Source organism: Weeksella virosa DSM 16922 (assembly GCF_000189415.1).
Lineage (GTDB): Bacteria > Bacteroidota > Bacteroidia > Flavobacteriales > Weeksellaceae > Weeksella > Weeksella virosa.
The window spans coordinates 87,322-109,889 of the sequence record NC_015144.1; the positions used below are offsets into that span (position 1 = coordinate 87,322).

22 protein-coding genes are annotated in these 22,568 nt (G+C 35.3%); all 22 read right to left on the reverse strand.

Features of this window, described 5'->3' with window-relative positions:
- Nucleotides 1-11 precede the first annotated feature (11 nt).
- On the reverse strand, nt 12-614 hold the full coding sequence (locus tag WEEVI_RS00405; RefSeq protein ID WP_013597199.1) for a DUF417 family protein: 603 nt from the start codon (nt 612-614) through the stop codon (nt 12-14).
- 82 nt (nt 615-696) lie between these two features.
- The gene (locus WEEVI_RS00410; protein WP_232013443.1) at nt 697-1,539 is read right to left on the reverse strand and encodes an AraC family transcriptional regulator; all 843 of its coding nucleotides are present in this window, start codon (nt 1,537-1,539) and stop codon (nt 697-699) included.
- A 159-nt stretch (nt 1,540-1,698) separates the two neighbouring features.
- Nucleotides 1,699-2,778, reverse strand: a complete 1,080-nt coding sequence (locus WEEVI_RS00415) for a baeRF3 domain-containing protein (RefSeq protein WP_013597201.1) — start codon at nt 2,776-2,778, stop codon at nt 1,699-1,701.
- 513 nt (nt 2,779-3,291) lie between these two features.
- Entirely contained in the window at nt 3,292-4,221 is a 930-nt protein-coding gene (locus tag WEEVI_RS00420) for a hypothetical protein (RefSeq protein WP_013597202.1), read from the reverse strand.
- Nucleotides 4,222-4,356: 135 nt separating this feature from the next.
- Nucleotides 4,357-5,379 (reverse strand): urea transporter, encoded by a 1,023-nt coding sequence (locus WEEVI_RS00425; RefSeq protein ID WP_013597203.1) that lies wholly within the window; start codon nt 5,377-5,379, stop codon nt 4,357-4,359.
- A gap of 60 nt (nt 5,380-5,439) precedes the next feature.
- On the reverse strand, nt 5,440-6,489 hold the full coding sequence (locus tag WEEVI_RS00430; RefSeq protein WP_013597204.1) for a serine hydrolase domain-containing protein: 1,050 nt from the start codon (nt 6,487-6,489) through the stop codon (nt 5,440-5,442).
- A gap of 132 nt (nt 6,490-6,621) precedes the next feature.
- The gene (locus WEEVI_RS00435) at nt 6,622-7,836 is read right to left on the reverse strand and encodes an McrC family protein (RefSeq protein WP_013597205.1); all 1,215 of its coding nucleotides are present in this window, start codon (nt 7,834-7,836) and stop codon (nt 6,622-6,624) included.
- 3 nt (nt 7,837-7,839) lie between these two features.
- Nucleotides 7,840-10,422: an McrB family protein gene (locus WEEVI_RS11065; RefSeq protein WP_013597206.1), complete on the reverse strand. Its 2,583-nt coding sequence runs from the start codon at nt 10,420-10,422 to the stop codon at nt 7,840-7,842.
- A gap of 41 nt (nt 10,423-10,463) precedes the next feature.
- On the reverse strand, nt 10,464-12,962 hold the full coding sequence (locus tag WEEVI_RS00445) for a cation-translocating P-type ATPase (protein WP_013597207.1): 2,499 nt from the start codon (nt 12,960-12,962) through the stop codon (nt 10,464-10,466).
- Nucleotides 12,963-13,069: 107 nt separating this feature from the next.
- Complete coding sequence (locus WEEVI_RS00450) at nt 13,070-13,612, reverse strand: hypothetical protein (RefSeq protein ID WP_013597208.1); 543 nt, start codon at nt 13,610-13,612, stop codon at nt 13,070-13,072.
- A 331-nt stretch (nt 13,613-13,943) separates the two neighbouring features.
- Nucleotides 13,944-14,858, reverse strand: a complete 915-nt coding sequence (locus WEEVI_RS00455; RefSeq protein WP_041942002.1) for a DUF3387 domain-containing protein — start codon at nt 14,856-14,858, stop codon at nt 13,944-13,946.
- A 99-nt stretch (nt 14,859-14,957) separates the two neighbouring features.
- A complete protein-coding gene (locus WEEVI_RS00460) occupies nt 14,958-15,185 on the reverse strand; it encodes a hypothetical protein (RefSeq protein WP_013597210.1) in 228 nt (75 codons plus the stop codon).
- Between the two features lie 30 nt (nt 15,186-15,215).
- A complete protein-coding gene (locus tag WEEVI_RS00465; RefSeq protein WP_013597211.1) occupies nt 15,216-15,851 on the reverse strand; it encodes a thymidylate synthase in 636 nt (211 codons plus the stop codon).
- 1 nt (nt 15,852) lies between these two features.
- Complete coding sequence (locus WEEVI_RS00470; RefSeq protein ID WP_013597212.1) at nt 15,853-16,689, reverse strand: DNA adenine methylase; 837 nt, start codon at nt 16,687-16,689, stop codon at nt 15,853-15,855.
- A gap of 171 nt (nt 16,690-16,860) precedes the next feature.
- Complete coding sequence (locus tag WEEVI_RS00475; RefSeq protein ID WP_126414806.1) at nt 16,861-17,301, reverse strand: hypothetical protein; 441 nt, start codon at nt 17,299-17,301, stop codon at nt 16,861-16,863.
- Nucleotides 17,302-17,422: 121 nt separating this feature from the next.
- Nucleotides 17,423-17,884 carry a lysozyme gene (locus WEEVI_RS00480; RefSeq protein ID WP_013597214.1) on the reverse strand — a complete coding sequence of 154 codons (462 nt, stop codon included), beginning with the start codon at nt 17,882-17,884 and terminating at the stop codon, nt 17,423-17,425.
- Nucleotides 17,881-18,240: a hypothetical protein gene (locus tag WEEVI_RS00485; protein WP_013597215.1), complete on the reverse strand. Its 360-nt coding sequence runs from the start codon at nt 18,238-18,240 to the stop codon at nt 17,881-17,883. The genes WEEVI_RS00480 and WEEVI_RS00485 overlap by 4 nt, the downstream gene beginning before the upstream one ends.
- 10 nt (nt 18,241-18,250) lie before the next feature.
- The gene (locus WEEVI_RS00490; RefSeq protein WP_013597216.1) at nt 18,251-18,631 is read right to left on the reverse strand and encodes a hypothetical protein; all 381 of its coding nucleotides are present in this window, start codon (nt 18,629-18,631) and stop codon (nt 18,251-18,253) included.
- Nucleotides 18,622-20,379: a hypothetical protein gene (locus WEEVI_RS00495; RefSeq protein ID WP_013597217.1), complete on the reverse strand. Its 1,758-nt coding sequence runs from the start codon at nt 20,377-20,379 to the stop codon at nt 18,622-18,624. Before WEEVI_RS00495 ends, WEEVI_RS00490 begins: the two co-directional genes overlap by 10 nt.
- A 2-nt stretch (nt 20,380-20,381) precedes the next feature.
- Complete coding sequence (locus WEEVI_RS00500) at nt 20,382-21,254, reverse strand: hypothetical protein (RefSeq protein ID WP_013597218.1); 873 nt, start codon at nt 21,252-21,254, stop codon at nt 20,382-20,384.
- Complete coding sequence (locus WEEVI_RS00505; RefSeq protein ID WP_013597219.1) at nt 21,254-21,745, reverse strand: hypothetical protein; 492 nt, start codon at nt 21,743-21,745, stop codon at nt 21,254-21,256. Before WEEVI_RS00505 ends, WEEVI_RS00500 begins: the two co-directional genes overlap by 1 nt.
- Nucleotides 21,735-22,568 (reverse strand): hypothetical protein, encoded by an 834-nt coding sequence (locus tag WEEVI_RS00510; protein ID WP_013597220.1) that lies wholly within the window; start codon nt 22,566-22,568, stop codon nt 21,735-21,737. The genes WEEVI_RS00505 and WEEVI_RS00510 overlap by 11 nt, the downstream gene beginning before the upstream one ends.

Sequence of the window (22,568 nt, forward strand, 5' to 3'; positions counted from 1 at the left end):
GAATAATAACCCTACTGTTTTATCATTTTTTTTGCACTGTCTGATGCAATGATTAACCCGCCGGCAAGCATTATAACATCTTTCAGGACCAAGCGTCCTGCACCAGAAAGGTAAGGGAAACCATGTTGCGGTGTTGGGAAATCTCCGCCTAAGTTAGGTACATAGACTTCTGGTGTTGTAACCAAGAAAGATAGGGTTACTATAGACATACCAAATGTAAGTAAGCCGCCTACAAAACCGATTTTAGGGAACCAAATACCCAAAAGTACTAGAATACCGATGCTACAAATTACGGTACCCAAGCCATACGAAAATAGATAGGTTCTGTTTTCTTTATGCCAATCTATATTTTTCTGCACGGTTTTTCCTTCAGGATTCTTATACAAGGTATATTGTGCTACGGTTTCCCCTTTCTCATTGGTAGCTGTTTTGCCTGTGTTGTTGTAGAAAAACTTCATAAATGGGCTATTGATAACAAATGGTACGATGCCGTCTGCTTCGTATTGGAATGCTTTCAGTCCGCCGATCCAAGCCATTACGATAAAGATTGCTATACGAATGAGATGGATAAAATTGGTTTGTTGTGTTGCTAAAATTTGTGCTAAGCTTTTCATTGTATGCGTATTTAATAGTTTTTTAGCAAAGATAGAAGATGCTAAGCTGCGAAAGAATGGACAAATAAGGGAAAAGCATAGACTATTTTGCCACGATGGATATGCCTACTTTTTTTCTGTATACACTTGGAGAAACGCCTACATTTTTTTTGAAATATCGACTGAAATAAAATTCATCTCTGAAGTTTAATTCTCGTGCAATTTCTTTGATTGTTTTATACGTTAGGTGCAGCATTTTTTTTGCTTCTAGTACTACTCGTTCATTGATTAATTGTGTAGGAGACTTGGAAAACTGTTTTTTTACTTTTTTACTAAAAGCATCGTTCGAGAGTGAAAATTCTGCAGCATAAAAGCTAACTTTTCTTTCTGTTTTGTAGTGTTTTTCTAGCAATTCTTGAAATAGAATCACATCTTTGTTGGGCAATTCATTTGGTTTGGTAGGTGCTAGATATTTAGATTTTTCTTTACTAGAAATGGATAAGATTAGTTGTAAATACGATTTTACAATAGAATCTGTATAGGGATTTTGAACGTTACTTTTCAGTTCAATTTCCATTTTTTCTATCGTACGAACAATCTCCTTATAGTATGTTTTGTTGATATTGAAGAAGGGTTTTTCGTAGATATTATTAAATAAAATTCCGTTGCAAGATATTAGGTTTTTATGATATTCTATACAATAATAATCGCCATGAAATTGTATCAATTGCAATTCTGTCTCATGGTTGTCTAGCCATTTAAATTGCTGATACGGTGCGAGGTATAATAATGTATTACCCGAGCATTGATATTGGATGAGGTTTATTTCGAACTTTGCAAAACCCTGAAAAACAAATATTTGGTAGTATGGACAGTTGACTGTCTTCTGAAAAAAATTACTTCTGCTATTTTGTATAGAAAATTGATCCAAGAGTGATGTCTGCAAAATTACCTCAAATAATGGGCGTGTATGTGCAGCGGTAGATTAGCTGTACTTTTTTGTTATTTTTTGATAAAAAGTTTTTAGAAAAATACACTCTTCTAATTTACCACTACACGTTTTATTTAATTTACATACACGCTTTTATATATGATTAGTTGGTTTTTAGTATCTTGTTTTGAGTACAATTTTACCAAGGTCTTTAATTTCCTCTTGTCCTGTGAAAAAAACTTCGCCTTTTTTAGAAATTACTTCCCAAGCAATGTTACTTGTGATGTCGTCTATGGCATTGGGTGTGGTAACATCATCGATAATATCGAATGTTCTTTCGTCTTTCATCAATACAGGTTGTGAGAAATTATGGTGAACAATCAAAAGCTCTCCACGACCGTCGATAGCTGCCTGATAAATTTCTTGTAAATCGGTAAGTACTTTGCCTTGTGCAACCGCCTCTTTCATATCGGCAATGGCTTTACTTTTACGTTCATCTTGTAAAGATTTGATGATTTCCCAAGATTGTTTAACGATTTGATGCGTTTCTCTTTCGTTATAATTGATAGCAGCATACCCAAGATAAACCGATGGTTTGTCGGCTACTTGCTGTAATCGGCTGTAGTTATCTTCTGTACAAATCACAACACAATCAAGACCGGTTTCGTTATGTACTTTCACCAACGCTTTGTCTACTTTATTCAAAAATTCGCGAACCAAGTTGTCGAGGTGTTTAGAATCGCTGGTTTTATCTGGATTGGTATTGTAATGCGGATTTTCTGAAAAAGGAAAATCTCCATTTTTGATTTCGTTGATTATACCGTCGTTAACCGCTTCGTATAAATGTACACCACTTTGCGAAAGCAACATTACTAAATAGTGGTTACTTCTGTTGTATGATTTTATGATAGATCTTACCGCAAAACCATCCGATATATGAACCCCTTCGTTATTGGTAGACCAAGAAGATTTTATGATTTCCATTGTGTCGTTTGATAAAAAGATATGCAAACTATCCAAGTTGTGATTAATATCTACTTCATTAGCTACATCTTTTATTTTCTCTAAAAGCGACGCAACCGGTCTTTTACCAAACTCATCGATTACTCTGTTTTCGGCCTCTTTCAGTAGGTTGTTTAACTTTATTGAATCATTTGCATTATCGGGATGCGTTCTATGCGTATTTAATGAAATAGTAACACATGGTGAGTTTTTTTCTGTTGCTAATCTTTGTAGTTGTTCTTTTAATTCCATTTTATTCTTTTGTTAATTTTTAATGTTTGTTTTCTTGCTATACTGTTTTTAGAATTTACGTTTTTCTTCTTCCCGATATTTTCGTGCCATTTGATATTTCTATACCTCCCATTACCTTGGCAATAAGCTGTCGAGCACTGGCACATGTACGTACTTTTGTCGAGTAGAATTCTAGCATGACTACCGGTTCCTAACCAACGTTATTTCTATGAACCAATATAGTTAAAAAATATGAAAAATGAAAATTATGGCGACTAAAAATTAGAACAACTCTCCTCTATTTTGCAAGACTTGTCTTCTGTTGAACCTTTCTATTAAGATTTTTTTCGTGCTGATTACGACAAAGAAAAATAGATTTCCATATGTTCTTTTGCCCAATACCCTAGCAGCACGGTAGTAGCAGCCTCGAAAATATTTACCAGCCAAAAAATTACCTTGCTAGAGAAAGTATAAAAAAGTTTTTTTAGTTGCTCGAGTGTTGAAATGAATAGACGCTTCTTTTTCTATCAACTGTTATTCTCCTACCAAACTCAACTTTTTTCTAGGCTGGTAATCGATAATGTTCTTAGCGATTAGGTTTTCAATAGCCAAATTGACCTCACTGCGAATAAAAAAATCTTCCGAATCCTTCAATAATAGATGGGTAAGATTGGATTTATAACAATCATTTTCGCGTATCGTTTGTTTTATACGATCTTTTAGTTTTCGGTTGAAACCTATGTTTTTTATAGCAAAGGTTCTTAAAAGCTCTTCGTCTATATTAGAATAACCGACTTTGAAGAAGATTTTATCATCTTCGACTTTGTTTAACAATTCATAAGGAATCCGAATGACCGAAATTTCATTGAATTGTGTTTCATTATCAAAACAATCGTACATTTTTTTCCAAAACTTATAAAGCACAGAGATCGGGAGAAAATAAAAAGGATTATTCTTTCCGTTATGTATCCATTCTCTATCGTAAAATGCTACCCATACAGGCATTAAGATTAATTTTTGTAAATTATAGAGAGCTTCCAATTCTGATACGAAAAGATAAAAATATTTCTTGTCGTTACTCTTGAATCCAAATCTGGTCTTGCATTTCACATCAATTAAGAGGGTTCCCAAATCTGGGAGATTTAAGATAAAATCCGCTCTCTTGGATTTGGTTTGCTCAATCAAGACTCCCGAGCGTTCTATGCCGTATGGCCCTTGACCAATATACAGAAAAGGAACATTGTTTTTTTCTAATAATGTTTTGAACTCTTCTTCGCATTTTATTCCATCTAATTCCCTTTCTGATAAAAAATTATTAATTTTTATTCCACTAAAATATCCATTGTTGGTCAAAGTCTCGAAGTTTTCATTTTGACTTTCTGATTTCAGACTATCAAATAATTTCGAATGCCCTTTGCAGATATAAATAGAATTTTCTTCAGACTTATAATTAATGTAACTCATTTTATCATCCGATTTAGTTTCTGATAAGTTGTTGTAAAAATAAAAAAACCGAAATTATCGAATTATAATGTAAACAGTGTTTGGCAAGCATTTGTTAGCCTAGACGATTACTTTTTGATTTTACTTATCTGAGCTCTATTTTTTCGGTTTTATTAATTTAAAGGATTTGTAATTAATTTTTGTTTTCGTTTTAAACAAAAGGGTAATGCAAGATGCCAAAACAAACGGAAAGGTAAGTTGAGGGAAATCGAACTTCGACATTAATAGACTAATACCCAGCGATACAAATACAGCAATCAAAGCCAATAGTCCGTCCCTGAACTGTCTGCCCGCAAATACAATTGCACACAACACCGCGTTATAGCCATATAGACCAAGACCAATATCGTTGATTGGCGCAGAAAAGCCGAATGCGATAAGACTGGATATAATTGCACCAAAAAGTCCATACAATGCAGAAATGCGTGAACTAATAAATACAGCGATAAAAAATAAAATTCCAGACACTATACTTCCTTGGAATATTACTTGCCCAAAACCTCTGAAAACCGTCGCTAGATGATCGTTTGCTTGGTTGCTAGTGAGTGCAGGTTCTGCTAATAAATCTCCACTATAATTATTGCTAATGAAAAGGATCAACCAAGTTATCACAACAAACGGCAGCGTGAAAACGGGGATTTTCCGTCTCATAAAAAAGTGTTGTAATACAGTGGCCAATGCCGAACCTATCATGATAAATACCCAACTTGCCAACGCTGGTTTTAGGAACAAAGCAACTGCAACGCCAACCAAAGCTGCACTAAACCCGTACAGTCCTTTATCGATTTCTGCTTTGGGATATTTGAATATAATGGCAGTAACTGTTCCGCACACAACTGCTAATAATGAAGCAAAACCCATATGAGATGAGCCGTAAAAAATACCAATAAGAAAAAGTAAGCCAGTAATACTATTTTCTTGGAGCATGATTTGTCCATACCCCTTTAATAGTACGGACATGGCCGAAACAACCTTACCAGCCAATTCATTTTTTGTATCTAATTTCCATCTCACTGCTACGATGTTATAAATTAATTTACTTATCCTATCGGATAGAGTTTGTTCTGCAATATTACCACTTAGCAGCCAGAGTTTAGCAATGGTTGCAGAAAATTTCATTCCCAGTTCTATGATTGATTTTTGCAACAAGCACCATCGAAGTCACCCGCCCCGTTATTCTTATTTTTTGTTTATTAGTTGGGTTAATTTAATCATCGTTCTAAACGAAATGTCGGGGCGTGCCAATTGATTGACTGTTCCTGCTATGAAAAAATTTTCTTTCGGACTGTAAAATGCCAAGGCTCCCGAAAGTCCAGAATGCCCAATAAAGGACAAAGCTGCGCCTGTAGGATTAAAAAACCAAGGAAGTTTGAATAAATGAATACCAATACCCGATCGCATCGGGAAAAATATCTTGTTCCATTCTTGCAATCCATTAATGTATTCTTTCGGAAAAACCTTTCCAGTAAAAAATGCTTCGATAAAAACAAGCATATCGGTGGAAGTTGACACCATTCCACCGTCTGCACCAGAAGAAGTCATTGCCTTGGGTATGTTCAGTTCATTGTTTTTGTAGTAAAATGTCTTCGGTGTTTGGTCGGTGGGGTCTTGGTATAAATAGGTTTTTGTCAAACCAAGTGGTTTAACAATAATTTGCTGACAGTTTTCCGAATACGATTTGTGCGTAATGGCCTCAATGATTTTACCTAAAAGCTGGAAATTTGTATCGGAATAGTTGGCTTTCCCTTTTGTGCCAGGTGCAAAAAGTGATGCCATGTTTTTCGTCCTTTCAATTGCTTGTTCGAAAGTCCAAAATTGGTCGTTGCCTTGGGTTAATTCGTTTTCCAAACTTTTACGGTTCGCTCCCTTTCCTTGAAAATAGTCCGGAAGTCCAGACGTATGAGAGAGTAGATGTTTAATTGTTAGTTCTTGCGAGTATTCTTTTCCTCTATAATTATGCAATCCCGATAAAATAGATGGATCTATGTAGGTACTGATTTTGTCATCAAGACGTAGTTTGCCTTCTGCTCTTAGTTTCAAGATGATTGCAGTGGTGAAAAGCTTTGTGGTACTTGCAATGAAATACGATTGGTCAATCGTCATATTTCCCGATGAACCTTGCCATATGAAAGTTCCTTTTTTCAAGGCAAACGATGTCCCAAACACTTTTTTTTGGTCAACCGTTTTATCCAAAACTGCTTGCAGTGATTTTTCTATTTCAGTGGTCATTTGTCCGATGATAGTTTATAAAAATACCAATAGAGCTAACTGTAATTATTATTTATCATTTTTTCAAGACAGTAACAGTCTGTACTTGTTAAAATTCCGAGTAAACCTGCGATACAAATTTATATATTATTTTTATAGCTTCTCATAGATTTCTTTCGCTACTATTTCACTGTTTTTAATAGTGAATTCGTTTGTGATGTCTACAAATCCCAGTTTACATTTCTTGCCTAAATTGTCAAAATGAAACGTTCCAAATTCACTATCCATTTGACTGGTTTTCGGGTAAAGCAATAATGTTTTTTCGGCTTTCCAATGTAGATTATACACAAACATTTGCTTTAAATCATCGTCTGACGGATGGTTTGCTTCAACGATTTTCCATTTGGTATCAATGACAAATGTTTCGTCTTTGGTTTTCAATACAATGTCTGGACGAATGCGTTTATTTTCCCAAAACTTATCGGAATTCTGAAATGAAACTTCCATTTCATCTGTTTTGTGTTTTTGAAGAATACGGAAAATGTACTCTTCCCACAAAACATTCATATCAAACAAAAGTGTGAGTAAATTCTCGTTTCCGTAATTCAAACTTGGCGAATAATTAAGAATTATAATCTTTGCTATGTCAATTGCTTTTTGATAGTCGTTGTTTTTTCGGTCAATGATGATTTTATCGAAATGCTTTTTCTGAATATTGATATTTTCAAAATCCTGAAATTCAAATAACAATCGGTTCAATTTGTCTTTTAAAGAATCGTTGACAAATGTTTTCAAAACCAATAAACCTTTATAAAGGATTTGATGCAACAAATGGTTTTTGTCATAAACCTGATGTTCGCAATAGAACCGTTCTTTGTGAACCAAGTTTTGTTGGATATTTTGAGCAAAAAGCAATTTACCTTTTAGTGCCTTTTGATTGGATTGATTTTTTCGATATTTTTTAATCAATCCTTTTTTCACCAATCTTTCAACTTCGTTTAAATACAACTCAAAATAAACATCTAAAATCGAATGGTATCTTTTTTTGAGTTGCGTTTCTGAAATAGATTCAACTTGAATTTTCTTACAAACTTTCAACATATTCAACAATACATTTTGCCACAAATTTTTGTCAGTATTTTCGTTGTTGTCTGCTTTTGGAAGAATTTCAATCGTCAAACCACCGATTTGAATTACACCGACATAATTGTCAAATCGTATTCCTTGGTGAATAATCGTAAAGTATTTGTTTTGATGCAGTTCATTGAATTTTACCATTGCATCAAAGTGATGTTTTCGGAATGCTCCGGAATCATCGTATCTCAATTTCTGATATTCAAAAACCTGTATGAATTTTTTATGATTCATTCGTTAATCCTCGTAAACAGAAATAAATGTACTTTCGTCCCAGTACTCGGATGGTGTGAAACGATATACTTTTTTGTCTTCTAAAAAATCATTTTCATAGCTGAAATTCTTCGTGAATTTTGCTGTATTTTCCTCTTGATAAATAAATTTTCCACCTAAAACCAAACCGATTTTCCCGAAATCTCCGTAAAAATATTCTTCCAACAGTGGAATGATTTTGTCTTTGAAAACCCATTTCAAATCTTCTAAATTTTGAATGCCGATAAAATACGAATGACCGATTTGATGATCTTTGTCGATCAATACTTCAATGCGTTGGTTTATTGTTTCCAGCAATTGTTTCAAATCGACATCTTGGTATTCGGAATCAAGTAAAACATTGGGATTAGGTTGCATTTCAATAAATGAAAAACGTCTTCTCAGAGCGGTGTCCAATGCTTCTACACTTCGATCGGCGGTGTTCATTGTTCCGATAAGGTAAACATTATTAGGAACTGAAAATTTATCATGAGAATAAGGCAAAATCACTTCGGTTTGTTCTTTATTCCCTTTGCGTTTGTCTTCTTCCAAAAGGGTTATGAGTTCTCCAAAAATTGCCGAAACATTTCCTCGGTTGATTTCGTCGATGATAAGAACGTATTTTTGAGGTGAAAAATTCCTTTTTTCTATTTTAGGTTTCTGATTAGCATTTATTTTAGTATTAATATAATTCAAAACAGCCCAATAAGCTGTAGAGTTAGAACCTCCGATTACAGAACGAAACTCTCTATCAATGTTTTTTACAACAGATAAGGACGGAAACGCTTCTTGCAGTTTCTTGGTTCTGTTGTATGAAACGGTATATTCTAATGAATCTACATTACTTTTGGGTTTCAGCTTTAAATTTCCTTGATTCGTGATTTCTGTAACATTTAGCCCTTTATTGATTGTTAAAATTGGCAATTCAAATTTTTCGTCTTTTTGAATTGTAGCGTTTACTTCTTCAATCAAATCATTCCACGCACTATCAAAATCATATACTTGTTCATCGGTTTCAGATAGTTTGTTATAGCTAACCGCTCTTTTTGCTAAGTCTTTAAAAATCCCGTCCTTTATCTCATAAGTAATGTTTCCCTCTTCGGTTTCGGGTTTTATGCCCTCAATAAAATCCTCATAGCTTAAACTTTGATGAAAAGTTGTAAATACAATTTGTTTTTTATTGATCAAATCTTCGTATTCTGCATTGATTTCTTGACGGGTTCTTTGCTTTTCTCCGTTGATAATTTCAACAGCAATTCTTTTGGTAGTATAGGTTTTCCCCGTCCCTGGCGCACCAAATAATATTTGATTGAGTGGCGTCTTTTTATCGGGTTTTGTATTTTCCATTGGTTTTTCGGTTTTTGTTTGAGTTTCCAATTGACTCAAAATTTCATTTCTGAAATCTATGTCAAAAGCCATTCGTTCCAATTCTTTTTTGTTGTATTTTAAGAAACTTGATTTGCGTGTTGTTTTTAACTCTTTTTCTATCGCATCGAATATTTTTTCTTTATTTTTTCGTATTTCCAAAATATCATCCGTCCCATTCCAGAAAGCATTTGGTTCTCCTTCGAAATTTGAATGATTGATCGTAAAAACATTAGTTGAAATAGCAGCAAATACAGGTTCACTACTTTTTGAGTTTCTTATACGCCAAATATATCTTTGACCTATCGTGAAAACGATCCATTTATCTCGATGATTAAAAACCAGTTTTTGGTCATTTTGCTGTAAATCGAATTCTTCAATGATTTTGTCCAAAAACTCATAGTATTCCTCCAAATCTTTTCGATTAAAATTCTTTAGCAACTTGACCAAATCCATTTCTTTAAAATCATCTCTAAAAACAACATACAATACATTCTGAATCATCAAATATTGATCATCCCAATCAGGTTTTTGATAAAACTTTCGATAGGTTTTGAGGAAATTTTCATCCAATAAATCTTCCCGAATAATTAGATTGGCCAATTCCTGCAAATGCAAAAAACACTCTCCTGTTTTCTTTGGTTTTATATTGAGTTCTTTGCAGAAATTCTTATAGTAGTCATATTTATATAACATATATTTTTCAGGAAATCGAAAAGCCAAATAAACTGAAATTGTTCGCTCGTCTTGTTGGGCTTTGATGTTGGTTCGGTTTAATTTCTCTCTAACTTTCGACAATAATTTCTCTGATTCGGTTTGAAAAGTTTTGATTCTTTCTGTAATTTCTACCGATTCATCATATAGATTCCGAAACATATCTCGTACTTCATTAGGGAATAGTTGAGTTGCTGTGTGAATAAATCCCCACGAATTTTGATAAAGTAAATTGGCTACTTTACTGAAAGAAGCCCGAAACATCTGATAAAAATCGTCTGCTTCTAAATCCCAATTCTGCTGAAATGTATTTATTGCTAAATACTTGTATGCTTCGTTTGGTTCTCCGTTTTCTCTTAAAATGTCGATGTATTTCAGAATTAATTCAGAAGTTCCTTTTTTCAAGGCAAACGATGTCCCAAACACTTTTTTTTGGTCAACCGTTTTATCCAAAACTGCTTGCAGTGATTTTTCTATTTCAGTGGTCATTTGTTTATGGTACAAATTGATTTTTATTGATTGTTTTCATCTTATTTCTTTCGCTTCATCCACTTATATCCTTCTATCCATAAAACCGAAATGCTGGCTATTACCAATGCAGTTGCCAACTCTTTCGCACGCAATCCTACGAGATGGAAAAAATCGGCAAAAATTGGGATGTACAAGATGGCGAAAAGCAAAACCAAAGTCGATCCGATAACAATGGAAAACAGTTTGTTTTTGTATTTCAATGTTTCGAAAATGCTGTACGTAAAAGAGCGATTGGTCAAGCTGAGTAAGATATTGGCAAAAATTAGAGTAGTAAACACCATTGCTCTTGTCGTTTCTTCGTCACCACCTTTTTGTGCGGTTAGCTGGTAGGCAAACAGTACACCTGCAGCAATGATCAATCCCTGAAGAATACTAAGGTTCAATTCTTTCCAACTCAGAAAAGTTTCGGTTATTTTTCGTGGTTTTTGGTTCATCGTACCTTTTTCCATCGGCTCGTTTTCATAGACAATAGAACAGGTAGGCCCCATTATTAATTCTAGGAAAATAACATGAACAGGAGTGAAAATATGCGGATAAATCCATCCTAAAAACAAAGGCAAAGAAACGGTGAGAATAATGGGTATATGGATCGAAATAATGTATTGAATGGCTTTTTTCAGATTGGTATAAATCCTTCTACCTGCTGCTATGCCGACCACTAATTTGTCCAAATCATCATCGATGATTACCAGCGAAGCAGCTTCTTTGGCAATTTCTGTTCCTTTGTTACCCATTGCCACACCAATATGAGCAGCTTTTAGCGCCGGCGCATCGTTTACACCATCGCCGAGCATGGCTACTATTTCTTCATCTTTTTTAAAAGCATTGACCATTGCAAGTTTTGCTTCGGGAAACATTCGGGTAAACAAATTTGTTTTCCTCGATAATTCTATCAATTCGGTTTGCGTATGTTTCACAATTTCAGCACCGTTCACCGCAGGCGAGGTATTGATAATTCCTGCTTGTTGTGCAATGGCCTTGGTCGTATCTTCGTTATCTCCGGTGATGACTTTTACTTTGATACCTGCATCGTAAATGTGTTGGAATACTTCTTGAATGCCTTGTTTAGGCGGGTCATAAAATACAGTAAATCCGAGAAACTCAAAATCGATATCCTGTTGTTTTTCGGGGAAATCATTTCCTTCAAAATGAGCTTTGGCTACACCCAATAGTCGGTAACCCTGTTTCCCTAAATTTTTTATATGTTGTCGCAAATCATCTCTTTCGCTATCAGTCAGATTAGAAACGGCCAATATGGCTTCTGGCGCACCTTTGGCGGCAATAATGCGTTCTTTTTTTTCATTTTCGAAAAGATGGGTCATCATCGGTGGTTTACCTTCCAAAGGATATTCGTGTATCATTTGGTAATTTTGCCGTTGGTCTTCTTTTTGCGTTTGTTCGTAGACTTTGTGCAAGGTTTTTTCCATCGGATCAAAAGGCACCGGTTCACTACTCCACATTGCCAATTGTATCAACTCTGAAAGAGCATTATCCATGAATTGTTTATCATTGTAGAGTTGGTTGGTACGATAATCAAAAAGTGCTTTTAATTGCATCGAATTTTCGGTGATTGTTCCGGTTTTGTCGGTACAGATGATCGTGGTACTTCCTAAAGTTTCTACTACGCTGCTTCGTTTGATGATGATACCTTCTCGCATCAGTTTCCAGGCACCTAAAGCCATAAAAGTGGTAAACGCTACGGGAATTTCTTCGGGTAAAATAGACATGGCCAGCGTGAGACCGACCAACAAACTTTCCATAATCTTACCGCTTTGCCAAAAGCTGTATCCCCAAACCATCAGGAAAATAATGACCCCAACGATGGCCATTCCTTTAACGAATTTGGTGATCTGAATTTGCAAAGGAGAACGCTCATCTTGGATAGATTGAATAGAGGTACCGATCTTTCCTAATTTGGTTGCTTGTCCTATTTTTTCTACCTCAAAAACAGCCAAGCCCGAAACCACTAAAGTCCCGCTATATACGTTTTTGTCGTCGGTTTCTAAACTTTTTAAAACCGAAAAAGCTTCGCCCGTAAGTGAAGCTTCATTGACCGAAAAATCGTTGCTGTGTACAATTTTCCCATCGGCATTGATCATTTTACCTTCTTCGATAATGCACAAGTCGCCCACGGCAATTTCGTGCGTTGGAATTTGGATTACTTTAGAGTTTCGGATTACAGTACTTAGGGGCTCGTTGAGTTTTTCTAAAGCTTCCAAGGCTTTTTTACTGCGATTGTCTTGATAAAAAGAAATTCCCGAAACCACCACAATTGCCCCGAACATAAAAATGGCTTCGCTATAATCACCGACAATTACATAAATTATCGCCACGGCAATGAGCAATAGCAGCATGGGTTCTCTCAAAATATTTAAAAGTAATGTAAGCCAAGAATTTTCTGGCCCTTCTTTTATTTTGTTGAACCCGTATTTTTTCTGAGATGCTAAAACTTCCTCAGAACTGAGGCCTGTGAGATGTGGAGGAATGTTATAAGACATAAAGTTGTAATCGTTATTTGATAGCTTATCTTGTTGAGTGTTATCGTGAAGAGGCTTTGCGTTCTAGGCGGATTTGGCTTCGCTGATTTTCAATTCAGAATGAAAAACTACATACAACCCTGCGAATCAATTTTTCCTTGAAATAATATGTTTTCTTGTTGACGTAAAGTAATGGTGTAAGTTGTGCCCATATCTAAATTAAAATCTTGAGTGGTAAACTTCCTACTGCCGATTACATCAAATTCTGGATCGGAATAGATTACCTTATTTCCATCATTGATCTCAAGCGTTAATTTTTCGCCATTTCCGGATATTTGAAGATTATTAAACTCCTCTGAATCATAGCAGTAAGTGTATTTATGCTGTATTCTAAATTCTTCTCTTTCGGATGTTTCTGGTTTCGAGCTTTCAAACCCTTCGTAGGTGGACATATCTCGAGTTTTGAAAAATATTTTGACCGTAACATTCGCCGCTGTAAATTCTTGATTGCTTGAATTTTTTAGCGTATTCTCCCTTGGTGTGTCTAACTTGGTTTCGGTTGATTCTAGAACGGTTTGTTGATCATTTTTGTTCTTGTCGTTTTCTCCACATCCTGCTAAGAGAATGGAAGCCCAAAAAAGTAGTAGGTAATACGTCTTTATGCTTTTCATTTTTTTGGAATATTTAGATGTATTTATAGCCTTATGGATTTTCAGAATACCATTGGTGAACTAAATCTCCGGTAACTATTGCCAATCGCATACATCGGTTACCTTGTAAAATTAATTAAAAAAATAACTGGAATGGAAATAAAAAACGAGCATAGTCGAGCTCATAGAAATCAAAATCATCAATCAGGCCAAGCACAAAATTCCTTGTTTTACAGATCTTTTAGGTCGTTTTGACCGCAGGGTTTAAAGTAATGAGCCGAATAAAAGTCTTACTCGGCTCATTGATTTAGTTTTTCAACAAAAAATGAAAACTTCTAATACTATTCTTAGATTATTCACTCAACTCCTTCGCCAACATTTCGGCTTGTTTTAATACCGTTTCCGTAGCCAGCAATTGCATATCAGGCGGATAGCCATATTTACGCAATAACCGTTTTACGGCAACTTTCAGCTTTGCCCGCACGCTCTCTTTGATGTTCCAATCGATGCTTGCGTTTTGTTTTATGGTGTTGGTTAATTCAACGGCAAGTTCACGTAACTTTTCTTGCTGAAGCAATTCTTTGGCACTATCATTATTAGAAACTGCAGTATAAAAAGCATACTCGTATTCTGTTAAACCTAACTTTTTCGGTTCGCTGTCTAACTCGACTATGTTCTTACTTAAATGAATTAATTCATCAATCACCTCTGCAGCGGTTAGAATTTTATTATGGTACCGATTGATCGACTGTTCCAACATTTCCAGTAACTTCTTTCCCTGTACTAAATTGGTTTTCGTTCTGGATTTTATTTCATCGTTCAATAATTTCTTCAACACCTCTAGTGCCACATTTTTGTGCTGCATCCCTTTCAACTCCATCAAGAAATCATCCGATAAAATAGAAATATCAGGTTTCTTGATACCGGCTGCATCAAAGACATCAATCACCTGATCGGATACCAAAGCTTGATCAATTACTTGCCGAATGGTGGTTTCAATTTCTTGATCTGTTTTGCCAGATCCCGTACTATCAAACTTAGCCAATCTCGCTTTCACGGCTTGGAAAAAAGAAATCTCATCTTTGGCATCCATGGCTTGATCATGTGGTATAGCAATGGCAAATGCTTTTGATAAAGCGGTCACTTCGTCTATGTATCTTTTCTTGCCATTTTCTAATCCTAAAATATGATCTTCGGCAGCTAATATCATCGACAGTTTTTTGGAGGTATCGGCATCAAAATAATCTTCATAAGGTATAATCCGCAAAACGAAATGTACAAAAAATCCAAAACAAAAAGTACCAAAATTTTACAAAATCATCTAGAATTTAAAAGCCGTTTAATTATGTTTTAAACGGCTTTTAAACTATTCATTCTCTATTTGCATATCTATCTTTTGCTTAATAGACTGTAATGACTCCACTAACGCATCTATGTCTTCATAAGATATACTAACCCAGTTAGAAGAAAAGTGTTCATCTTCCAATTTCTTTGGAACTTTAATCTTTAGAAATAAAGCGTGAAATTGTTTATTTACACTTATTTCTAATTTATTGGTTGAATTAATGTCCTGAAATACATATTTTTTACTCATAATTTTTTTATAAAAATAATTAAATATAAATCAAACATTCAAATTAAATTTCACTTTATCTCCTTGTAGTAATGATTTCGTAGGTTCAACATTATTTTCGTAGATGTGCACATTGGCAAGCATAAGTGTGATAGACTTCAACGGTAAGTTGATCTGACGACTTATGAGATATAAATGGTAAATATCAGCAGGCAATCCTAAAGACGCATCAGATGATCGTTGATACGCCGATATGATTAACTTACCCTTTTCGATTTGAAACTGAACCAACGACAAACAAGGTTGTTGATTACTTTCAACATCAGTCCTTCCAAGAAACAAAACATAATTCTTACTGTTTCGTTTTTCCTTATTAATTTTCTTTATCAAGTCGGGCAATTGCTCAAAATAGGTTGGATAAGAATTTACCAAGATAGGACCGCAATAATCCCACCACTCAATGCCATTTTCTCGGTATCTTTCGGTTAAGCGTTCACCTTTGGTAAATAACTCCAATTCCGTTTTCAGCTTATTTCTTGCGATTCCATGCTCTTCAAAAATTTCTAATAAATCAGTAGGTTTTAACTCTAATTTTTGATTGAGCAAATAGGTTATATTTCCTTTTTTATTCGATTGAACCTTGCCTTTTTTGATGATTTTGTCTAAAATAATGTGATACTTATTCATGTTATTTCAATTTATACAACATCATATCCGTATATTTTGCTGAATGATTAAGCGTTGTGTTGATACAAACCGTTGTAGAGCCACTAAATGGATTTACGTCAGCCATAGACGTTCTATCTTCCATCCATTGACAAAGTTCAACGATCTGGCTTTTGTTGGATGTAAAATACAAGTAGTTCGTACCAACAAGTACATCTAATACATTAAGATAATCTTTCAACTTCCAATACTTATCACTCGTGTAAGTTGAAGTATCTGTACTTAGATACGGTGGATCAACTAAGAATACAACATTATCCAAATCCTTGTATTGATCAAACAATTCTTTATAATCTTGATGAACTATTTCTACTCCAGCCAAATAATCATCAGTCACATAATTACTTTGACGTACATTGTTATAAAAGGTTTGTTTAGTTAAATCATTGTAATTAGTAACATACTTTGCACTAAATAATAATGAACTGGATAAAGTGATATAATCAACATATCCCAATCTACATTCTTCATCTTTAATCAATTCTAATAATTTCAATTTATGTACTTCAGGTATTAATTTATCTTTCGGTAATTCTTTTGTAATTGCTCGAATTTTATCCAACAATACATTTGTCTGAGCAACTGCTGCTAATCGTTTACTAAAGTCATCATAATCATTATATACAACTTTAGCATTTGGTTTTAGTTGCTTTACAGTATGACTTAGAATACCGCTACCTCCAAATAAATCAACATAAGTTGCATCTTCTGAACTATTTGCCAAAACTTGTTTTACATGGTTTATAAACTTTCTTTTTTGTCCTTGAAATGGTAAAGGACTTTGTGTGTAATTTTTCATAATTTATTGTTTGTTATTCGTATATTTGTTGCTCTCACATTCATAAACAAAAACGCATCAAAGGATCAGAAGACTTATGTCCTCCGACGACCTTTGATGCGTCAGTTTAAAATGAATGTGAGAGTTTTTTTTAAATGTTGAAGGACTTTTACTTCTACCTCCAAGAAGTGATTAACTTAGGTTATTCAATACCAAATAGACTACAATGCCGATGGCTAAACAACACCCAATCACCACATATACCCAAAACGAGGTATCCGTTTTCTTTTTATCCGTTTCTGATTGAAAACTATCCAAAACTGACTGCGAACGTTCATTTTTGTACTGATTGAACCGTGCTTCTACAATTGAATCAAACACCTGCGCAATTTCTATCCTGGTTAATGATTTGATTTGCGTCGATTGCTCGTTATAATTTGCTTTGCCTTTACCGCTAACGTTTAACTCTGTGCCATTTTGGGTGCGATTGAAAACAACTTTTAAATCGTTTTCTTGATCACCGTCGTAGGCGATGTTCAACGCCTTTAGAATCGATTCAAATTCAGATTCGAATTGCTGAACTTCAACATTCTTTACATTAATAGCCGATTGAACGACTGAGTCGTTAGTCAAAACGTGCTCAGTCTTTTGTTCAATGTTGGCTGTTTGTTTTATCTTGTGCTTGGTAGCGCAAGATAAAAGAAGTAGCAATGCCCCTGAAAGCATTACCATTGCGTAAAACGCAGTTCTTATCTTATTTTGAAAAATACATTTCTGCTTCATCTTTTCGTCTTCTTGTTAATCCGTTACTTATTACTTTTCGACCGTTAACAGTCACTTTATTCCATTTTGCGAACTCATTCAAAATGCTTGGATCATTTGGATTTGCATTTACTTTTCGCAAAAGCGTAGAACTTTTCAAAGCTGATTCGCCAACGTTATACGCAAATGACACCAAGGCATCGAATTGATTTTGATTAATGTTCGATTTTACCAACTTATTTACTGTTTTCTCGAAAACAGATAAATGATACTGTTTCAATCGCAATGCACGATCTTTGGTGATTAGCGGATCGGTCATTTTTACCTTTACACCATTTTCGTAGAATGTCGCACCGTAACCAATAGTTGGGACTCCTGCTTGATCTAAGTAAGGTTTAGACATAAATTTTTCGTAATCAGCAATAAATTCAGCGCCTTTTTTTGATGTTTTCATACCTCCCAATTAATTGATTTTTCACAATGATTTTTATCGATAAAATTTAAAATCGATACCAAAATTCGCCCTGAATTTGATAGCGTTCCTTTTAGCTGATTTTTACCTAATGCACTTGAAATAGTTTCATTAAAATTCCCGAACTGATAACCATCTGATTTGATTAACCAAGCGTTGAATAGGCTTCTAAATTCATAATTACCGAATCGGTCTATGCTTACTGCTAAATTTCGCCAATAACCTGTAACTCTCGACCATTTAAAACTTCTTTTCCAAAAGACAACGTAAACGAAGCTGATTGGTTCTAAAACGATGAATAATAAAACTGCAAGAATTACTAAAAGTAAATTCGTCATTCTTAATGCGTTAAAAATTAAAAGCTCCTTTTTCATCGTCGTTCAAAATATAGACTTGTAATAAACTTAACAATGGCACTTGATTCGCTAAGATCAAAGAATGAAAATAATCGAATGCTGGCATTGTTAATTCTTCACCGTTTTCGTCTAAAATAGGTTCGTTGTTTTCGTCCCGAACTTGAACGGAATAATGATTGCCAACTATCCAATTATCTATTTGACTTCTGAAATTAGATGTGACATCTACACCATCATTTATGTATTCGATATGACCATTTAAAATGATTTGCTTAACATCTGCATTATTAGCGATTCTTGTAATAGTTACAAATCGCTCTACATCCGTAAAAATTGGATGATTCGATATTTGTTGTTTTATAATTATTGCCATTTTATAATTCTTTTAATTTGAATTGATTCGTATGTTTGTGTACCCTTTGAATTTGCTACTCCAAATAGCAATCGGAAATCAAAAGCGTTTCCAATAGTATTTGTTTGATTGAAACCATTGATAGAATAATAAAGAATTCCGTTTCTTTTGGTGATTACGATTGATGTTCGCCAAATGTGAGCGTCATGCCATTCAGAACTAGGAACTATTCTCTCAGTATCATTCAGTAATTTTAACCTAAGATTTGTACCCCACCAGAAATTAGTAATTGTTTTTGTGTTAGTAGCGTTAGGTTTAATTTCCCTACCAAATAGTTCTGAAAAAGTTCCTTTCAATTCATTTCCGTCAATGATTTCATTATTAATTAACCCTATACTATCTGGTACATTAAATTCGTTAATAGAACCTGCTCCAAGATTTGAATACACTTGTCCTTTGTAAACAACATCCATTTCAATTGAAAAGTTTTCCGACGAAGTGAAAACTAAATCTGAGAATAATATCTCTTTAGTTACGGTGTAGTTCTCTAAACCTATATCTTGACCATATTCACGACTAATTTTAATATCATTAGGAGCTAGTACTTTAATTGAGTTCTCGCTTTGTGTAGAGCCTTCTCTCTTCACATTGTTCCAAGTCAACGTGTTAACATCAATTTCAGTTATACTACCTTGCTCTTTAACTTCGAAAGTGTTGACTGATATATTTGCCTGTACTCCTGAAACAATCCTTAACTTATAAGTACCAATTGGATAAATGTTAGTGTCAAAAAACACTTTCATTACGTTTACCGTGTCGTTTTGATAACCTAATCGATAATTGTTATTTGTTTCTAAATGAATAGCTTCGACGTAAGAGATCCGTTCATCTTCGGGTAACACTAGCCCCGAGCCTAATACAGTTAATGTTTTTAGACCTGTTGTTTCTTCTAAAATAGGCGGAAATATATCGACAACATTTATACGTGAACTAGATGCGAAATTTCCGTTAAGTTTATAAAATAGTGAGATTAAAGCTGGATCGTCATTTTGAAGTTCAAGTACTTTGTTAATCAGAGCCACACCGCCAATCTTTCCAATATTTCCACTTTCATCCATCCCTACAACTTCTGTAAATGTCGCATCAGCTGACTTATCAGGGATTGCACTAAAACGATGACTTGGATTAGTCCAATTCATAGCCACTCCTGATATATCAACGTTCTTATTTTCATCCGCTGAAACGCCCATTACTGTATCTACTTTACCGAAGTCAGCGGCTGGTATCATTGCAGATTCGCCATCTTCATCAACCGCCACAACAAATGGATGGTCGGTAGTATCAGACTCAACAATTGGCTTTTCTAATCGTTTTTGAACCGCATCATAATTTGCAATGTTATAATCTGCTTGTTTTTCGTCGCCATTCAAGCCGTACGCTGGATATGGCTGTGTGATGCTGATTGCTTCATCATCGAATTGTAAATTAGCAACGTCTAAAGCTTCTTTCCAACTCAACACATCCGCTTCTGTTAATGAGCTGGCATCGTTAGTCGCATACTCACTGTGAGTATGGTTGACTGACGCCTTACCATCGATCGCATTTGCTAATCCTTGTATGCTCGAAATCGGTATCGACTCTGACTTATGCCAATACGAATCGAGCCACATCCAAAAGTGATTTTGCAAAGGCTTTAAACCTGTTTTAAACCAATTTTTGAGCGTTGATTTATCAGCGATGCTTGTACTTTCTGTCGGTGTATTTTCCATGATTAAATTGGTTTAATAAATATTACGATTCGATGAGGGTTTAGCACATCTAACGCTTGACCAGAACCAAGTGGATCAGTTGTTGCATTTCGGTAATAAAGGGTGTTGTTATCGTGATCTGCTTTATTGTTTCCATAATAACTCTGCCCAAGCGTTATCTTTCCATTCACTCCAGGATTAGAAGATGCAGACTCCAACATATACGCATCTTTGTAAGGAATACCAACTGGCGGTAAGTGTCTTTTTTCGACGTACGTTTTAGAAACTCCGCTAACTCGACCTACCAAATTAAATTGCGAATCGTTTGGATCCCAACCAAGTGGCATACGACCTCGTAAATCGGTCACCTCTTCCCAACCTTCTGGAATTTCGTTCGCTGGACGCAAGAATAAGACCGCTCCATTGCCATTCGAAAAGGGTCGTGCAAAAACTTCGAGCTGATCAACTCTATTTTTCAACGCATTGAAATCTGCCCAAATCACACGATTAGCAATCATCGTACTTAGCGCTTGCATGCTTGGATTACGATAGAATTCAGACCATTCGTATTGTTGTTGTACGCTCTCACCAAAAGTCGCCCAACGTCGAATAAAAACTGTTTTCTGCTCACCATTCTCAAAATTGCGCGATTCGGTTTCCTCGCGAATAACCACATATCGAGAAGCCGCACCGCCACGAAATTCCAACACCTCACCGTTAATATATACGATGCCGTTGGACACGTTATTTCCTGTTGCTTGACAACCCGAAATGATTGCCAAAGGCGCCAATATCTCACCAAAGGCTTGCATCATGCTATAAGCATCTTGTAAGGCTTTCAGTGTATCGGTTTCCAAAGGAAAACCACCTGTTTGTTGTATGTTTACTTTATTCATTACTCTCTGCTGTTACCTGAACCAAGTCGCCCTGGTATGTTGATTATATTGAATCTCGTTCCTTCTAATTTATAAAAGCGAACTAACGCTTCTATGTCGTATATGTCTGCACTTACACCGCCCATGTCCACGGTAAAGTCAAATCCTCTGTCCGCATAATCTGTCGATGGTCTGATGTAAACGACACCTAAATATGTCGGTTTTTTTTCACCATGTGTATAGATGTATTTTCGATCGTATAAATCACCTTCGACGATTCTGATTCTACGCTCCGATACATCAAATTGATCGTTGAGTACTTTTTGCAAGTAACACTTTTGCCAACCGTGATCAATCTTGTAATGATCGGCCAAACGATCGCGTTTGAACTGGTCGTGAATGCGAATAAGTGGCGTTATGGCTACTTGTAGAAAAGCTGTCATACGAGGTTTTCGCCAAAAAGTTGGCAAAAGCAAAATAACCAATCGATTGTAGTTGACATTATACCACATAACGAATTCCTTTAAAATCTACAATCTTGAAATATCCCGATGCTGGAATCTTACGTACATCAATCGTTTCGAAAGCGCCATATGTACCATTTTGCGCATCAATCCAAGATGATTGAGCAAGGTCAATTTCGACCAAGTTCACTCCTGGTACTTTTTCGAGTTTGTTTGCCAAATCTTGCAATCGAAGTTCACCATCGAATGGCAATTCTTTCATGAACTCTCGCAAGGCTATTTCTACCGACTTTTCGCCCGTTTGGCGGTTCATACCGTTACCATCCAAAACCAACGCATCACGAAAGATTCGGATATTTAATTTTAATAAATCGGGTAAATAGTTAATGATTCGGTATGGAACTCCAGTACCTTTCACCTCTTTGGTGTACGCCAAAATCGCTTCCATTTTATCAGAATCAATTGGCGACAATTCATCGTTGGTTTCAGTAGCAATTTTGATTATCACCTCGCGTTGAGTACTGCTTTCGTTAACCGCACAATACTTGATAATCTTCGAAGATTCGATTTCTTCATCCGTTGCAGAACCATTATCAAACTGATCCGACTCAGCCATCAAATCAAATCCGTACTGAAAATTCAAATACAAATCTCTGATCCAAGCCAAGCGATGTGTTTTCTGATTAGCTATTTTATTATCCATTTCAGTGCGATGTTGGGTGAACATTTGTGATATAACTTCGGCACAATAAGCGAAAATATACAGCATGTTTCCCCATACCGATACTTTAGAATCGGAGGTTAAACCAACTAAACGAGCATTTCGCTCTTTAGCTTGAATCATCGTTTGTTTATGTTGTTCTATGCTCAT

Bases quoted from the DNA above. Each gene is read 5' to 3' on its own strand.
- WEEVI_RS00405 (WP_013597199.1), bottom strand. From the start codon at position 614: ATGAAAAGCTTAGCACAAATTTTAGCAACACAACAAACCAATTTTATC.
- WEEVI_RS00415 (WP_013597201.1), bottom strand. From the start codon at position 2,778: ATGGAATTAAAAGAACAACTACAAAGATTAGCAACAGAAAAAAACTCA.
- WEEVI_RS00420 (WP_013597202.1), bottom strand. From the start codon at position 4,221: ATGAGTTACATTAATTATAAGTCTGAAGAAAATTCTATTTATATCTGC.
- WEEVI_RS00425 (WP_013597203.1), bottom strand. From the start codon at position 5,379: ATGAAATTTTCTGCAACCATTGCTAAACTCTGGCTGCTAAGTGGTAAT.
- WEEVI_RS00430 (WP_013597204.1), bottom strand. From the start codon at position 6,489: ATGACCACTGAAATAGAAAAATCACTGCAAGCAGTTTTGGATAAAACG.
- WEEVI_RS00435 (WP_013597205.1), bottom strand. From the start codon at position 7,836: ATGAATCATAAAAAATTCATACAGGTTTTTGAATATCAGAAATTGAGA.
- WEEVI_RS11065 (WP_013597206.1), bottom strand. From the start codon at position 10,422: ATGACCACTGAAATAGAAAAATCACTGCAAGCAGTTTTGGATAAAACG.
- WEEVI_RS00445 (WP_013597207.1), bottom strand. From the start codon at position 12,962: ATGTCTTATAACATTCCTCCACATCTCACAGGCCTCAGTTCTGAGGAA.
- WEEVI_RS00450 (WP_013597208.1), bottom strand. From the start codon at position 13,612: ATGAAAAGCATAAAGACGTATTACCTACTACTTTTTTGGGCTTCCATT.
- WEEVI_RS00460 (WP_013597210.1), bottom strand. From the start codon at position 15,185: ATGAGTAAAAAATATGTATTTCAGGACATTAATTCAACCAATAAATTA.
- WEEVI_RS00465 (WP_013597211.1), bottom strand. From the start codon at position 15,851: ATGAATAAGTATCACATTATTTTAGACAAAATCATCAAAAAAGGCAAG.
- WEEVI_RS00470 (WP_013597212.1), bottom strand. From the start codon at position 16,689: ATGAAAAATTACACACAAAGTCCTTTACCATTTCAAGGACAAAAAAGA.
- WEEVI_RS00480 (WP_013597214.1), bottom strand. From the start codon at position 17,884: ATGAAAACATCAAAAAAAGGCGCTGAATTTATTGCTGATTACGAAAAA.
- WEEVI_RS00485 (WP_013597215.1), bottom strand. From the start codon at position 18,240: ATGACGAATTTACTTTTAGTAATTCTTGCAGTTTTATTATTCATCGTT.
- WEEVI_RS00490 (WP_013597216.1), bottom strand. From the start codon at position 18,631: ATGGCAATAATTATAAAACAACAAATATCGAATCATCCAATTTTTACG.
- WEEVI_RS00495 (WP_013597217.1), bottom strand. From the start codon at position 20,379: ATGGAAAATACACCGACAGAAAGTACAAGCATCGCTGATAAATCAACG.
- WEEVI_RS00500 (WP_013597218.1), bottom strand. From the start codon at position 21,254: ATGAATAAAGTAAACATACAACAAACAGGTGGTTTTCCTTTGGAAACC.
- WEEVI_RS00505 (WP_013597219.1), bottom strand. From the start codon at position 21,745: ATGTGGTATAATGTCAACTACAATCGATTGGTTATTTTGCTTTTGCCA.
- WEEVI_RS00510 (WP_013597220.1), bottom strand. From the start codon at position 22,568: ATGAGCATAGAACAACATAAACAAACGATGATTCAAGCTAAAGAGCGA.